The following is a 15,391-nucleotide window of genomic DNA, read 5'->3' as shown; positions in this document are numbered from 1 at the left end:
GGGCCTGGGCGTGGAGATCACGGGGCGTTTTCGGTAAAGGCCCGGGCAAATGACACGGGAGAGGGGCGCGGCGCAAAAGGGCACAAGGCAGGGGGCGCACAGGGCGCGGTCACCGGGCCGTCCGGACCGGACAGCCCGGACGGCCCGGGTTCCCGTTCCCGGGGACCCACGCCCCGGCGACGGGCCGGTCGGCGGTCAACGCACTCCCGCGGCCCGCTCCCGCCGGTCCCCCCGGGCCAGCCGGGCGCGCAGGGCGAGCACGAACACCGGCACGGTGAACACGGCCGCGAACAGGTTGAGTCCGCCGAAGCCCGCCTGGGCCAGCACCACACCCGACAGGGCGCCCGCCGCCGCGCCGCCCAGGTTCATCACCAGGTCGCTCACGCCCTGCACGCGGGGGCGCACATCCGCCGCCAGGGACTCCGCCAGCAGGGCCGTCCCGGACACCAGTCCGAACGACCACCCCAGCCCCAGCAGCACCAGTCCGACCGTCACCCTGGCCTCGTCGTGCCCGGCCGTGCCCGCCACCACCGCGGAGGCGACCAGGACTCCCTGTCCGGCCAGCAGCACGGGCACCCGGCCGAACCGGTCGGTGAGCCACCCCACCACCGGGGACAGGGCGTACATACCGGCGATGTGCAGGGAGATGGTCAGGCCGATCACGGTCAGCGCCGCGCCGTGGTGGGACATGTGCACCGGAGTCATGGTCATGACCGCGACCATCACCGTGTGGCTGGCCACGATGCCGACCACCGCGAGCAGCGCCCCCGGGCTGGCCGCGATCACCCGCAGCGCCCCGGCCACGGACAGCCGTGCACCGGAGGGGGCCGCTCCGGAGGGCCGGTCCGCGGTGGCCGCGCGCAGCGGGTCCGGGCGCAGCAGGGCAAGGATCAGCAGTCCGCCCAGGACGAACCCGGTGGTGGTGAACAGCACCGGGCCCAGCAGGTCGGGCAGTCCGAACAGGGCGGCCACGCGCGCGCCGGGGCCGGTGAGGTTGGGGCCCACCACCGAGCCGACGGTGGTCGCCCAGACCACGATCGACAGGTCCCGGCCCCGGCTGCGTTCGGAGGCCAGGTCGGCGGCGGCGTGGCGCGCCTGGAGGTTGGTGGCGGTGCCGGCGCCGACCAGGACCATGCCGGCGAGGAACAGCGCGAACGCCTCCAGCACCGTGGCGGCGATGACGACGGTGCCGCCGAGCGCGCCGAGCACCCAGCCCAGCGCGAGGCCGGGGCGGCGGCCGCGCCGGGCGGCCAGCGAGGCCAGGGGCAGGGCGAACACGGCGGCGCCCAGGGTGATCATGGTGGTGGCCATACCGGACCAGGTGTCGGAGCCGGTGAGTTCGAGGGCGATGAGCGCGCCCACCGCGATCATCGCGCCCATGCCCACGCCCCCTACCACCTGGGCGAGCATGAGGACCAGGACGGTGCGCCGCTGGATCCGGGCCCGTTCCGGCTCGGTGAGGGCGTTCCCTGGCTGAGCGGTGTGTCTCGACACGCGTCCGTCCTCTGTTTGGTCCTATCAACGGAGGAATCCTAGTCAGAAGCGTGTTATGTCCGCCATGTCGTAATAGCCACCCTTACGGACGTCGCTCAGCCGCGTCCGTAGCGCCACCGCAGGAAGTCGTGCTCGCGCTCGACGTAGCGCATCTCCGAGTACAGGGCGTGCGGGTCGCGCGCGCTGATGACGACGCCGCCCGCGGGGACCACCGGCCAGCACGCGAACGCCCAGAAACAGCGGGTGTAGGGACCCCACAGGACCACCCACGCACCCTGCTTCTGCCACTCGATGTGTTCGGCGATCCGGCGCTGTTCCTGCTCCCCAGTCCTGTCCATGCCGATGGTGGACATACCCGGCACGGGGACGGGTGATCAGGCCGGAACCGGCCACGCCACCGGTGACCTGCGACCCTTGCCGAACACGGGATTCGGACTCCCGCTCCGGAGGTTTCGGCTGCGCGGGAGCGGGTCCGTGCGCCGCGCAAGCGCCGCACCGGCGCTCCGGGGACGGCGCCCCGGCACCGCGGGAACGCGTCCCGCCTGCGAGGCCACCGGTCCCCGTACGACGACGGTGCCCGCGGCGACGCGGGGGCGTCGACGCGGGCACCGCGGGGGTCCGGCGGCCGGGGCCGGGCGGACCCGGGTTCGGAGAGGCGGATTCAGCGAACCGGGTTCAGCGTCCGGAGACCAGCGTGCTTCCCGGCACCGGCTCGGCCGGGTCCTCACCCAAGGAGATGATCCTGTTGTCGCGGTCCACGTGCACGATGTGCTGGACGTGCTCGGCCCGCTCGGCCTCGGTGAGCTGGGCGTAGGAGATGATGATGACCAGGTCGCCGGGGCTGACCAGCCGGGCGGCGGCGCCGTTGATGCCGATGACGCCCGTACCGCGTTCGCCGGTGATCGCGTAGGTGACCAGCCGGGCGCCGTTGTCGATGTCGACGATGTGGACCTGCTCGCCGTCGACGATGTCGGCGGCGTCCATCAGGTCGGCGTCGATCGTGACCGACCCGACGTAGTGCAGATCGGCCTGCGTGACCGTGGCGCGGTGGATCTTGCCGTTGATGAGGGTGCGCAGCACTGCTCAAGCCTCGTTTCAGGTGTCTTGCCAACTACAGGCCCAAGGGTCCCGTGTCTCTCCATGATGGCCCCCTCCGGGTGCCGCTCCGGCCATCGGGGTCCATCAACGCGTCCAACAGCCCCCGCCACCGGGGTGTTCCGCGTGTGGCGTCCACCACCCGGGCGCGCTCTCCGCCCGCGCGGCCCCCGCCGACCGTCCCCCCGCGGCCGGGGACGCGGCTGTCGCTTTCCCCGCTCGCCCACCGGGGTCTCTGGGGCACAATGGGACCGCGCGTGCCCGGACCTCCCTGAGCCCCCGGGCGGTCGCCCCGCGCGGCGTCCCCTCCTCGTGCCGGGGACGCCGCGGACGGTATCGGGACGAGGGGGTAGTAGCGGTGAACCACAACGGCGATCGGCGGGCCACGGCGGACCCGGTGCGCCGGGCCACCATGCGCGACGTCGCGGCCCTGTCCGGGGTGAGCGTCAAGACGGTCTCACGCGTGGTCAACGACGTCTCCACCGTCTCCGAGGAACTGCGCGACCGCGTCATGCGGGCCGTCACGCAGCTGGACTTCCGGCCGAACCTGGCCGCCTCCAGCCTGCGCCGCACCGACGGCGCCACCCGCCAGATCGCCCTGCTGCTGGAGAACGTGGCCAATCCCTTCTCCGCCACGCTGAGCCGGGCGGTGGAGAACGCGGCCCGCGAGCACGGCACCCTGGTCCTCGCCGGGAGCCTGGACGAGGACCCCCGGCGCGAACTGGAGCTGGTGCGGGCGGCCACCCTGCACCGGGTGGACGGGATCCTGCTGGTCCCGGCCGCGCCCGACCACGGCTACCTGCACCACGAGATCCGCACCGGCACCCCGGTGGTCTTCGCCGACCGCCCGCCGCGCGGCCTGGACGCCGACGCGGTCATGGCCGCCAACACCGAGGGAGCCCGCGAGGCGGTGCTGCACCTGGCCGACCACGGGCACACCGAGATCGCCTTCCTCGGCCACGAACGCGGCATCAGCACCGCGGACGAGCGCCTGACCGGCTACCGGACGGCCCTGGCCGAGCGGGGCCTGCCCCAGCGCCCCGGGCATGTGGTGTGCGGTCTGACCGGCTCCGCCGGAGCGGCGCGGGCGGCCGGCGCGCTGCTGGACTCCGCGCACCCGCCCACGGCGCTGTTCACCGCCCAGAACCTGGTGACCATCGGCGCCATCCAGGCCCTCCAGGAACGCGGCCTGCACGAGCGCGTCGCGGTGGTGGGCTTCGACGACTTCCCCATGGCCGACCTGCTCACGCCCCGGGTGACCGTGATCGCCCAGGACGTGATGCGGATCGGCGCCCTGGCGGTGCGTCGGCTCTTCGCGCGCATCGCGGGCGACGACGGCCCGCCCCGCGAGGAGCGGGTGCCCGCCGCGCTCGTCGTGCGCGGGTCCGGGGAGATCCTCCCGCCGGGCCCGCGTTAGCGGCCCTCCCCCGCCCCCTTCGCCGTGATCTTGTACCTATAGCGAGGTTGGACGGTCGAGACGCGCTATAAGTACAAGATCATCGCAGGTCAGAACCCTTGCGTCACACCGGCAACGGTTCCGGCCGGTCCACTAGGCGAACGAGGAGTAGGCCACCACCCCGCGCCGCACCAGGTCACCGGCCTTGCGCGCGGTGGAGCGCACCTCGGCGTCGCCGCTGGCCCCGGCGATCTGGCTGAGCATGTCCACCAGCATCTTGGCGGTGCGCACGAAGTCCCCGGCGGTCATGTCGGACTGGCGCAGGATGGCGTCCAGCCGGTCGCCGCCCGCCCACCGGTGCGCCGTCCACACGAAGCCCAGGTCGGGCTGGCGCAGGAACGACACCCGGTGCCGGGACTCGACCTCCCCCAGCTCGCCCCACAGGCGCACCATCTCCGCGAGCGTCTCCTCGATCCGCCCGCCGGGCAGACGCGGGTAGGCGTCATCGCCCCTGCGCGACTCGTAGACCAGCGAGGCGGCGCAGGCCGCCAGCTCGACCGGGGTCAGCCCCTTCCACAGGCCGCGGCGCAGGCACTCGGCCACGAGCAGGTCCAGCTCGGAGTAGACCTTGGCCAGCCGCGCCCCGTCGTCGGAGACGCTGTCGCCCTCCAGGTACCCCAGGTCCTCCAGCACCCCGCACACGCGGTCGAAGGTGCGGGAGATGACGTGCGAGCGGCCCTCCACCCGGCGGCGCAGGCTGTCGGTCTCCCGGCGCAGGCGGAAGTAGCGCTCGGCCCAGCGCGCGTGGTCCTCGCGGTCGGCGCACCCGTGGCAGGGGTGCTGGCGCATCTCCCCGCGCAGGCGCAGCACCTCGGAGTCCTCCCCCGCCTCGCGCGAGCCCCGCTCGTAGACGGGGTCGGTGCCGCGCTCCTTGAGCTTGTTGCGCAGTGTGGAGGCCAGGTCCTGGCGCGAGCGCGGCGACTTGGCCGAGAACGACTTGGGCACGCGGATGCGCCCGGAGGGGTGCACCGGCACGGTGAAGTCGCTGGCGTTGACCCGCTTGACCTGCTTGTCCACGGTGAGTACCAGGGGCGCGGGCAGGTCGTGGCGCAGACCCGGGTCCAGCACGACCGCGTGCCCGGAGTAGCGGCCCGAGGGGATGCGGATGATGTCGCCGGTGCGCAGCTTCTCCAGGCTCTCCAGGGCCTCGTCGCGGCGCCGGACCGAGCGGTTCTTGGAGAGCATGGACTCGCGGTCGCTCAGGGCACGGCGCAGCGCGGCGTACTCCATGAAGTCGCCCAGGTGGCACTCGGCCGCCTGGGCGTAGCCCTCCAGGGCCTCCTCGCTCTTGCGCAGCTGCTTGACCAGGCCCACGACGGCGCGGTCGGCCTGGAACTGGGCGAAGGACGCCTCCAGCATGTTGCGGCTGCGCTGACGGCCGACCTGGCCGACCAGGTTCACCGCCATGTTGTAGGAGGGCTGGAAGCTGGAGTTGAGGGGGTAGGTGCGGGTGCCCGCGAGGCTGGCCACCGACTCGGGGTCGGTCCCGGCCTGCCACACGACCACCGCGTGGCCCTCCACGTCGATGCCGCGCCGCCCGGCGCGTCCGGTGAGCTGCGTGTACTCGCCGGGGGTGAGCTGGGCGTGGGTCTCGCCGTTCCACTTGTCGAGCTTCTCGATGACCACCGTGCGCGCGGGCATGTTGATGCCCAGGGCCAGGGTCTCGGTGGCGAACACCGCGCGGATGAGGCCGCGCGAGAACAGGTGCTCGACGATCTCCTTGAACGTGGGCAGCATCCCGGCGTGGTGGGAGGAGATGCCCGCCTCCAGGGCGCGCAGCCACTGCTCGAAGCCGAGCACCGCCAGGTCCGCGGGCGGGATGTCGGCGCACCGCGTCTCGGCGTACTCGCGGATCTCGTCGGCCTCCTCCGGGGTGGTGAGCACCAGCCCGGCCGCCAGGCACTGGCGGACGGCGTCGTCGCACCCCGCCCGGCTGAAGACGAAGGTGATCGCGGGCAGCAGGCCGCCGTCGTCGAGCTCCTCGATGATGGTGGGCCGCGAGGGCGGCGCGAACCGGGAGCGGGGACGCACGCTGCCGCGGGCCCGCGACTGCGGATGGCGGCGCCGGTTGGCCAGCTGGGTGACGCGCGAGTCCTCCTCGGCGAAACGGGTCAGCCGGGGGTTGATCCGCAGCCTCTGCCCGCCGACCTCGATCTCGCGGGGCTGCCAGCCCTGGCGGCGGCGCTCGCGCCTGCGCTTCTTGGCGCGCCCGGTGGAGCCCTCCTGGCCGTCCCGGTCCTCCGTGTCGGAGGCGGGGTCCTCCTCCATGTCCACGAACAGGTCGTGGACGCGGTTGCCGACCATGACGTGCTGCCACAGCGGCACGGGCCGCTTCTCGTCGACGATGACGGTGGTGTCGCCGCGCACCTGCTGGAGCCACTCGCCGAACTCCTCGGCGTTGCTGACGGTGGCCGAGAGGGCGACCATGCGCACCGACTCGGGCAGGTGGATGATCACCTCCTCCCAGACCGCGCCGCGGAAGCGGTCGGCGAGGTAGTGCACCTCGTCCATCACCACGTAGGCCAGTCCGCCGAGGGTGGCCGAGCCCTCGTAGAGCATGTTGCGCAGCACCTCGGTGGTCATGACGACCACGGGCGCCTCGCCGTTGACGCTGTTGTCACCGGTCAGCAGTCCGACCTGGTCGGCGCCGTAGCGCTTGACGAGGTCGTTGTACTTCTGGTTGGACAGCGCCTTGATGGGCGTGGTGTAGAAGCACTTGGTGCCCTCGCCCAGGGCCAGGTGCACGGCGAACTCGCCGACCACGGTCTTGCCGGAGCCGGTGGGCGCGGCCACCAGCACCCCGTGGCCGCTCTCCAGGGCCTTGCAGGACCGGATCTGGAAAGGGTCGAACTCGAACCCGTAGAGGCCCTGGAAGGCCTCGATGGCGGCGCTGGAGGACTCCTGGCGCCGACGGAAGGCGGCGTACCGCTCAGCGTGACTACTCATATGGCCTCCAGCCTATGAGGTCAGCTCCAACATCTCGACCGCTTTGGGCGCCACCTCACAGACCAGGGGCGGCTCCCCGGTGCGCTCGCCGTCGGCGTAGGCGGTACCCGCCGCGCCGCGGATGGTGACGGTGCGCCCGCGCTCGACCACCACCTCGTCGAGGCCGGTGTGACTGCCGTTGAAGACGCGGGGGAACACGCGCAGGAAGCGGCCGATCGGGGTCTGGCGGACGAAGACCACGTCGAGGAGGCCGTCGTCGGGGACGGCGTCGGGGCACACGCGCATGCCGCCGCCGTAGGCGCTGGTGTTGCCGACCGCGACGAGCATCCCGGGCTCGGCGATGCGGCGCCCGTCCACCTCGATGTCGTAGTCGATGGGGCGGAAGGAGCGCAGCTCGGCCAGGAGCCCGGCCATGTACCCGGCGCGGCCGACGCGGTAGCGGAACCCGTTGACGCGCTCGTTGACCCGGGCGTCGAAGCCGCAGGCCAGAACGCTGAGGAAGTAGCGCTGCGTGCCGTCGGCCAGGGTCAGGCGCACGGCGTCGGCCGGGCGGGTGCGCCCCCGCAGGATCGCCTCGGCCACGTCCCGGGCCGACCCTCGCGGGCGGCCGAAGGCGCGGGCGATGTCGTTGCCGGTCCCGGTGGGGACCACAGCCAGGGGGACCCCCGTGCCCACCACCGCCTGCAGGGCCTGGTGGACGAGCCCGTCCCCGCCCACGGCCACGAGAGCGTCGGGCCGGTCGGAGGCGGCCAGGCGTGCCATGCGGCGGCTGTCGGCGGCCGAGCGTCCGGTGTAGACGTGCACGCGGGCCCCGGCATCGCGCAGCGCCTCCTTGAGGCGTACCGCGACGACGGCCGCGCGGCGCCGCCCGGAGTTCGGATTGACCAGAAGGGCGATGTGTGGGGGCATGGGAGTCCTAGCGGGAACGGGGGCGCGGGACGCGCCGGGGCGCCCCGTGCCCGGTGCGCTCGTCTCCCGCTGGCCACGGAGGCGGGAACGGAGCGCGGCGGTGTGGCTGCGGGCTCCCCGGCCCGGACCGCGGGCCCGGCCGGGGTACCCGATGGGTCACACTACCCATCCTCGCCCCGCCGCCGCACCAGTCGGCCACCAGGTTTGTGAAGGCCTCTGTCCCCGACCCGGGGTCGCGCCGCCGTACCCGCACCCGCCGAAGGCCCCAGCCTCCGGCCGTGCGCGGCCGGGCCCGCGGAGCGGCCTCAGTTCCCGGCGGTGTGGGGCTGCGCGGTGCCGTACTCGCCGGGGCTCATGATCCTGCCCTCCAGCGTCGGCTGCGCGACCGGATGCGCGACCGGCTGCTCGGGCTGGGACTGCGGCTGGGGCTGGGGCTGCGCGGCGGCCCGCTGCGGCTCGGCGGGCCGGGGCCGCGCGCCGTCGGCGTCGTCGTCACTGTGCATGCCCTTGGTCTCGGCCCTGAGGATGCGGGCGCTGCGCCCCAGGGAGCGCGCCAGGTCCGGGAGCCTCTTGGCTCCGAACAGCAGTAGCGCGATGACCAGGAGGATCAGGATCTCACGTGCCCCGAAACCCATCGTTCCCACTTCCTTCTTCCGCGGCGTGCCCCGTGGCACGGCCTCCTCGGCTCGGGCGCCCGGTCCCCCGGGTCCGCGGCCACTGACACAACGATGAACCACACGTGCGGCGCTCGTCATCCGGGGGGCTGGAAACGTTACCCCATGCCGGACTCGGTGATCATGCCGGACCCGGTGATGAGGAAGCACGGCCCCTTGGGCTCGGGGGCGAGCTTCTTGCGCAGCCGGGAGACGTACAGGCGCAGGCAACCGGTGCAGGTGACGTGCTCGGACCCCCACACGTCCATCAGCGGCCTCTGGCGTGTGACGAGCTTGCCCGCGTGGCGCATGAGGATCTCCGGGACGCGCCGCTCGCTGGACGGCGGATATCACGGCGGCGTAGAGCGCGGGCCAGATGCCGCCGCCGGGAACCTCCCGGGACCTCGCCGTGAGCGCACCGCCGGGATACCCCGGACCAGGGGCTTGAGTGTCTCGGTGCCGTTGACGTTGGCCGCGGAGATCTCGCAGGGCTTTTGAGATGGGCTCCAAGGGGAGTAATGGATTGAGGGGTAGGGAGGGGCCGCCATCGGGTCTCTCCCCTGCGCTGCTCTTGTCGGGAGTTGTTGGCGGCAACGAAAGCGCATCCGCTGCCGCGAAAGGGCGAGGGTTTCGAGAAACGGTAGTCGTCCGGTGGGGGCGAGGGGCCCCGACGAAAAGCGGCACCAAAGGCAGGAGCGACTGGCCCAGGGCGACCAACGCCCGGGGTTCGGGGACGGCCGGGGTGGGCGACGGTGGCACCCACGGCGAGGGATCATTTCTCCCGCGCCCTTTCTGGCGCCTTTCGGTTTGTCCCAATTGTGGCTTATCAATGAAGGACAAGCCTCCCGTGGGGGGAAATCCGGAAGGGTGGGTGAATTCGGTGCTGTGAATTCTGGCGCAATGGCTGCTGTTGGCTTATAATAAGAGGTATGGAGATGATGCTTGCAGCGCCCGACGCGGCCCCCGGGGTTTGTTCCCCGGGTGTGGCCGCGCTGGCCGGTGCGCGCGAGATCATCGACCAGACCTGGGACGCTGAGGTGCCGCCGGGGGCGAACGAGGCCGCCGCCGAGGAAGTCGCCGCCCTGTGGGACCAGGTGGAGAAGATCCGCTACCAGGCGCTGGTGCGGATGGCGCGTTTGTACGCGCGCGGTGAGGTGGCCCGCTACAGCGGTTACGGCACGTTGGACAAGTGGCTGGTGCACCAGTGCAAGATGCCGACTGGTCAGGCCAAGGATTTGGCCCGTCTGGCCCAGCACGTGCACGAGGAGACCCTGCCCGCCACCGCCGAGGCGGTAGGGGAGGGCGCTCTGGCCTTGGGTGAGGCGGTGGCGATCGCCAAGGTCACCGACAAAGCCGTCCAGACCCGGAATGAGGACCACTTCCCCGATGAGGGGGAGTATCGGCAGGGGTTTGAGTCGGCGTTGGTGGCGGCCAAGGCAGAGCGGCCCGCGTTGTCGGTCAACCAACTCCAGGCGGTGGCCCGCCAGGTCGCCTATCGACTGGACCCGCACCGCTTGGACCGCGACCACGAGGCCGCCCACGCCGCCCGTGGTCTGGCCGTGCACGACACGTTCCAGGACAGCTACCAACTCCAGGCCTGGGGCGGGGCCGGAGACGCGCTGATCGTGCGCGCCGCCATCGACACCTTCACCACCCCACCCGGAGAGGGTGACACCCGTAGCCGGTCTCAGCGCGAGCACGACGCGCTCATCGCGGCGCTGCGCTTTGCCACCACCCACACCGGGTGTGACAACACTCCGGCTCCGTTGGCGCAGATCCGCATCCTGGTGCCCGTGGAGACCTACCTGGACACCGAAGGCCAGGAAGCCCCCGCTCTGGACGAGAACGGCCGGGTAATCCCCGTCGGGCTGGTACACGAACTGGCTGGGGACTCCGAGGTGGTGCGGATGCTCACCGCACCCCCCACCGGACACGTGCTGGACGTGGCTCCCAGCCGCCGCCTGGCCTCCGCCCGACAGCGCACGGCAGCCTTCCACGGGCACGCCACGTGCGCGCATCCGGGCGGGTGCGAGGTGCCGATCACCTGGTGCCAGGCCGACCACATCACCTCCTTCTCCCGGGGAGGACGCACCGAGGTCGCGAACCTGCAACCACTATGCGGCCCGCACAACCGGGCCAAATACCAACGCGAACTGCGCACACACCAGCAGCGGGGGCGAGGGCGGCACCATCCGCCCGGCAGGGATCCGGACCCGCCGCCCCGGGAATGACCTCCGGCCGGGCCGGGCCCCGGCATGCCCGCACCCGGCATGCCCGCACCCGACAAACAGCCCGGGCCCCGCGCCCACCGTCGTCGCTGCCATCGTCTCCCGCCCCACCCCAGGGGCCGGTACCGCTGCCCGAGGCCCGACAGCCCCGCCGCCTTTGGTGCCGACGCAGCAGAGCCCCGCCACCCCCAACCCCCACCGTTGAACGCCCTCCCCCACCACTACGCGGCAGCTGCTGACGCAGGAGCGAGCGACCACACGCGCACAGCAAGCGTTGACCGCCCTCCCGGAGTCGCTCCCGCCCTTGATGCCAACGCAGCAGAGCCCCGCCACCTCCTGACCTCGGGCGTTGGCCGCGACCCGGACCACTACGCGGCAGCCGGTGCCGCCGCCTCGGCCACCACCCACAGGCCAAAGCGTTGAACGGGAACCCCAGACACCCACTGCCTTCGCTGCCAACGCAGCAAAGCCCAGCCACCCGGCTTCGACCAGCGTTACCCGTGGCCTGCACCACTACGCGGCAGCTGGCGCCACCGCTGGAGCGAGCAACCACCCCCAACCCCGACCGTTGACCGCCCTCCCCCAGCACCGCCCATGACAGCTCCAAGAGCCCGGGACAAGAACCTGCACACCGCGCGCGGGCACTCCTCCTCCCCAGCTCGCGTCACGGTCTGTCGCCGTCCCCGGCCATACTGGGGCCGACGGTCAGCGAGGACGCGGGAGGTGCGGTGCGGGTTCTGCACGGCGTGTGGACCGGGGACGCGCTTGCGGTGTGGGCCGAGGCCGACCCCTCCGCCGCACCCCCGGCCGAGGGCGCGCACGGCCGGGCGCGCCCGCACCCGTTCGCCCTGGAGGCCCGCGGTCTGCGCGCGCTTCTGGCGGACGCGGGAATCGGGGCGGACCCGGCCACGCAGGGGACCCTGGACCTGTCCCTGCCAGGGGACACCTCCGCTCCCTTCGCCTCCACCGGCGCCCCCGACACCGCCCCGGCCGCCTTCCACCCCTGGCTGGTACCCGCGCTGCGGCTGGACGCCGTCTCCGCCGAGGCCCTCCTGGCCGCGCCCGACGCCCCCGGCACCGCACCCGGCCCCTCACTGGCCCACCTGCGCGCGGTCCGCGACTTCGCCGAACTCCTGGTCGCCTCCGGGTGCGTGCTGCCCGACCTGGTGGGAGACCCCGCCCGGGCCCGTTGGCGACCCGCGCCACTGGACTGGGCGGAAGAGCACCTGGCCGCGCTCACCGGCGCCCTGCCGCCCTCCGCCCGCGCCCACCTGCCCGGCGAGCCGCCCGACGCGGTCGCCCGCGCCTGCGTGCTCGCCCCCCTGGAACTGCTCACCGACGCGGCGGCCCGTCGCCTGGCCCGGCCCCGCCGCGCGCTGTCCCCCGAGCTGGACAGCGGTGGGCGGAGAGTCAACGGCCGGACTGACGACGGCCGGGCTGACGACGGCCGGAACGCCGGGGGCGGGACCGCCTCTGAGCAGGCCGCCGACGACGGGTCGGCCCCCGGCCAGCGGCTGGCCGCCGCGCTCACCGGCGGCCGCGGCGGGATCGACGCCGACACCGCCGCCCGGTTGCGCGGACCCCTGCGCGAGTGGCGCTCGCGGGTGCGCGGCGCGGGGCGAGCCGCACTGCTGTTCCTGCTCCGCGAACCCGACCGCGCGGGGCCGTGGGCCCTGGAGTTCTGGGTGCGCTCGGTCACCGACCCGGGCCTGCGCCTGCCCCTGGAACAGGTGTGGCAGGGCGAGGGCGCCGCCTGGCTGCCCGCCGACGTGGGCGCCACCGCCCTGGCCGACCTGCGCCGGGCCGCGCGCCACCACCCGCCCCTGCACCGCGCGCTGCGCGACCTGGCCCCGGCCCGGCTGCTGATGGGCACCGAGGACGCCGAACGGTTCGTCGCCGAGGGCGCCGCCCGGCTGAGCGGCGCCGGGTTCGGCGTGGTCCTGCCCGAGTGGCGCGGCAGGCCCGCCCTGGGCCTGCGGGTGGCGGTCGAGGAGGCGCCCCGCAGGCGCGGGGGCGGCGGGGTGGGCCCCTCCGACCTGGTCAACGTGTCCTTCGAGGCCCTGCTCCGGGGCCGCGACGGCGAGGAGGCCGTACCACTCGGCGAGGACGAGCTGGCCGAACTCGCCGAGCTGGCCCGCCTCAAGCGTTCGCTGGTGCGCGTGCGCGGCCGGTGGCTGGAGGTGGACCCCGAGCGGATCAGCGCCACCCTGGACCTGGTCAAACGGCGCGGCGGCCACTGGATGCGCACCGACGAGGCGCTGCGCACGGCCATCGGTGTGGAGGGCACCGCTCCCCTGCCGGTCACCGACGCGGTCGCCTCCGGTCCGCTGGGCGCGCTGCTGGACGGGGGCGCCAAGGCCGAGCCGCGCCCGATGGGCACACCGCCCGGCTTCCAGGGCTCGCTGCGCCCCTACCAGGGCCGGGGCGCGGCCTGGCTGCGCTTCCTGGGCGAGCTGGGCCTGGGCGCGGTCCTGGCCGACGACATGGGCCTGGGCAAGACCGTGCAGCTGCTGGCCCTGCTCACCGACGAGCGGCTCCGGGAGCCCGCGCCGGGGCCGACCCTGCTGGTGTGCCCGGTCTCGCTCGTGGGCAACTGGCGGCGCGAGGCCGAGCGGTTCGCGCCCTCGCTGCGGGTGCACGTCCAGCACGGCCCGGACCGGCCCTCGGGCAACGCCCTGGCCCGCCTGGTGGGCTCGTGCGACCTGGTCGTCACCACCTACGGCGTGGTCACCCGCGACAGCGAGGAGTTGGCGGGCATGCCCTGGCACAGGGTGGTGTGCGACGAGGCGCAGGCGCTCAAGAACCACGGCACCCGGCAGGCCCGGGCGGTGCGGTCGCTGCCCGCGGCCACGCGGATCGCGCTCACCGGCACCCCGGTGGAGAACAACCTGGGCGAGCTGTGGTCGGTGATGGAGTTCGCCAACCCGGGGCTGCTGGGGAGCGCACCGGCCTTCGAGCGGGCGGTCGCGGGCGAGGAGGGACCCAACACCGAACTGGTGCGCCGCATGACCGGGCCGTTCGTGCTGCGCCGCCTCAAGACCGACCGGTCGATCATCGCCGACCTGCCCGAGAAGCTGGAGATGCGCACCTGGTGCACGCTCACCCCGGAGCAGGCCTCGCTGTACAAGGCGGTGGTGGACGAGATGGGCGAGCGGCTGGCCGAGGCGACCGAGAAGGAGCGCAAGGGGCTGGTGCTGGCGACGATGTCGCGGCTCAAGCAGATCTGCAACCATCCGGCGCAGTTCCTGGGGGACGGCTCGGCGCTGTCGGGGCGCTCGGGAAAGCTGGAGCGGGTGGAGGCGATCCTGGCCTCGGCCGCGGCCGAGGGCGACAAGGCCCTGTGCTTCACCCAGTACGCGCGGTTCGGCGAGCGCCTGGCCCCCTACCTGCGTTCGCGTCTGGGGGTGCCCGTGCTGTGGCTGCACGGGGGCACGCCGCGGGCGGAGCGGGAGGAGATGACGCAGCGCTTCCAGGAGATGGAGGGCCCTGCGGTGTTCCTGCTCTCGCTCAAGGCCGCCGGGACGGGGCTGAACCTGACCGCGGCCAACCACGTGGTGCACGTGGACCGGTGGTGGAACCCGGCGGTGGAGGACCAGGCCACCGACCGGGCGTTCCGGATCGGCCAGCGGCGGGACGTGCAGGTGCGCAAGATGGTGTGCGTGGGCACGGTCGAGGAGCGGGTGGACGAGATGATCGAGCGCAAGAGCGCGCTGGCCGACAGCGCCGTGGCCACCGGTGAGGCGTGGCTGACCGGGTTGTCGGTGCGGGACCTGCGCGAGGTCGTGCGGCTGTCCCCGGAGGCGGTGGCCGAGTGAGCGCGTGGTCGCCGCTGTTCGCGCAGGCTCTGGGAGAGCCGGGCCGGGCCGCCGGGAGCGCGCGGGTGGAGCGGCTGTCGGTGCGTCCGGGCGAGGTCACGGGACGGGTGCGCGGCCCGGGCGCGCACGAGGTGAGCCTGATCCGCACGGTGCCGCCGGAGGCCGAGTGGGAGCGCCTGTGCGCCGCGCTGGCCTCCCAGCCGGTGTTCCGCGCCCGGATCCTGGCCGGTGAGCTGCCGGTGGCGGCCGCCCGGGTGTTCTCGCTACTGGGGTGGGACCTGGTGCCGCGCGGGTGGGACGCGCTGGTGGCGACCTGCTCCTGTGACCGGTGGGACGCCAGGTGCGCGCACCTCGCGGCGGCGGTGGCGGGGCTGGGCGCCGAGGCCGACCGCGACCCGTTCGTGCTGACCCGGTGGCTGGGTCGGGATCGGCGCGCGCTCATGGCGCAGGTCAAAGCGCTTTCCCCGGTCACAGAAAAAGGATTTCCGGGCGCAGAGGAGACAATCGGGAAAAATGACGGAGAGGCGGTATTGCATACCACCTCCGGAGCCCCTCCCCCGGCGGTCGCACCGGCCCCCGGCTCAGCCGCCGCGTTCTGGTCCGCGCCGCCGCTTCCCGCCCGGCCGAGCCCCCCTGAGGACTCCGGCGAGCGCGTCAGGGCCGCGGCTCCCGGGATCGTGGCCGATGATCTGCCCGGTTTCGGACAACCGCCACCAGGGACCGGAACGTGAGCGTATGGGGTGCCGAATACGCACTTCGAACTTTGTTGTGGAAAACTCCACAACGCCGTGGAAA

10 protein-coding genes and 2 pseudogenes are annotated in these 15,391 nt (G+C 73.4%); 4 read left to right on the top strand and 8 right to left on the bottom strand.

The window, feature by feature from the left end:
* Positions 1-195: 195 nt before the first annotated feature.
* The 3 genes from HGB44_RS26710 to panD form a co-directional block, all read right to left on the bottom strand.
* A complete protein-coding gene (locus HGB44_RS26710; RefSeq protein ID WP_061082504.1) occupies positions 196-1,494 on the bottom strand; it encodes an MFS transporter in 1,299 nt (432 codons plus the stop codon).
* Positions 1,495-1,589: 95 nt separating this feature from the next.
* Positions 1,590-1,847, bottom strand: a complete 258-nt coding sequence (locus tag HGB44_RS26705) for a hypothetical protein (protein ID WP_061082505.1) — start codon at positions 1,845-1,847, stop codon at positions 1,590-1,592.
* Between the two features lie 322 nt (positions 1,848-2,169).
* Positions 2,170-2,574 (bottom strand): aspartate 1-decarboxylase, encoded by a 405-nt coding sequence (gene panD / locus HGB44_RS26700; RefSeq protein ID WP_061082506.1) that lies wholly within the window; start codon positions 2,572-2,574, stop codon positions 2,170-2,172.
* A 427-nt stretch (positions 2,575-3,001) separates the two neighbouring features.
* On the opposite strand from panD, the gene HGB44_RS26695 reads away from it, so the two are divergent.
* A complete protein-coding gene (locus HGB44_RS26695) occupies positions 3,002-4,006 on the top strand; it encodes a LacI family DNA-binding transcriptional regulator (RefSeq protein ID WP_061082514.1) in 1,005 nt (334 codons plus the stop codon).
* A gap of 132 nt (positions 4,007-4,138) precedes the next feature.
* Here the strand turns inward: HGB44_RS26695 and HGB44_RS26690 are convergent, their stop codons facing one another.
* The 5 genes and pseudogenes from HGB44_RS26690 to HGB44_RS32875 all read right to left on the bottom strand — a co-directional run.
* Complete coding sequence (locus HGB44_RS26690; RefSeq protein WP_061082507.1) at positions 4,139-6,991, bottom strand: DEAD/DEAH box helicase; 2,853 nt, start codon at positions 6,989-6,991, stop codon at positions 4,139-4,141.
* A 12-nt stretch (positions 6,992-7,003) separates the two neighbouring features.
* Complete coding sequence (locus HGB44_RS26685) at positions 7,004-7,900, bottom strand: diacylglycerol/lipid kinase family protein (RefSeq protein ID WP_061082508.1); 897 nt, start codon at positions 7,898-7,900, stop codon at positions 7,004-7,006.
* A 305-nt stretch (positions 7,901-8,205) separates the two neighbouring features.
* A complete protein-coding gene (gene tatA, locus HGB44_RS26680; RefSeq protein WP_061082509.1) occupies positions 8,206-8,535 on the bottom strand; it encodes a Sec-independent protein translocase subunit TatA in 330 nt (109 codons plus the stop codon).
* Between the two features lie 137 nt (positions 8,536-8,672).
* Positions 8,673-8,879 (bottom strand): annotated as a pseudogene (locus tag HGB44_RS26675) (winged helix-turn-helix domain-containing protein); the annotation flags it as partial.
* A gap of 66 nt (positions 8,880-8,945) precedes the next feature.
* Positions 8,946-9,035 (bottom strand): annotated as a pseudogene (locus tag HGB44_RS32875) (IS5/IS1182 family transposase); the annotation flags it as partial.
* Positions 9,036-9,491: 456 nt separating this feature from the next.
* On the opposite strand from HGB44_RS32875, the gene HGB44_RS26670 reads away from it, so the two are divergent.
* The 3 genes from HGB44_RS26670 to HGB44_RS26660 all read left to right on the top strand — a co-directional run bounded on the left by HGB44_RS26670 (position 9,492) and on the right by HGB44_RS26660 (position 15,327).
* Positions 9,492-10,784 (top strand): HNH endonuclease signature motif containing protein, encoded by a 1,293-nt coding sequence (locus HGB44_RS26670; protein WP_168444156.1) that lies wholly within the window; start codon positions 9,492-9,494, stop codon positions 10,782-10,784.
* A 725-nt stretch (positions 10,785-11,509) separates the two neighbouring features.
* Positions 11,510-14,596: a DEAD/DEAH box helicase gene (locus HGB44_RS26665; protein ID WP_061083059.1), complete on the top strand. Its 3,087-nt coding sequence runs from the start codon at positions 11,510-11,512 to the stop codon at positions 14,594-14,596.
* Positions 14,593-15,327 carry a hypothetical protein gene (locus HGB44_RS26660; RefSeq protein WP_061083058.1) on the top strand — a complete coding sequence of 245 codons (735 nt, stop codon included), beginning with the start codon at positions 14,593-14,595 and terminating at the stop codon, positions 15,325-15,327. The genes HGB44_RS26665 and HGB44_RS26660 overlap by 4 nt, the downstream gene beginning before the upstream one ends.
* The last annotated feature ends 64 nt before the right edge of the window (positions 15,328-15,391 follow it).

The sequence above is a fragment of the Nocardiopsis alborubida genome, from assembly GCF_012396365.1.
Lineage (GTDB): Bacteria > Actinomycetota > Actinomycetes > Streptosporangiales > Streptosporangiaceae > Nocardiopsis > Nocardiopsis alborubida.
This window is presented reverse-complemented; position numbering and strand designations above follow the sequence as displayed.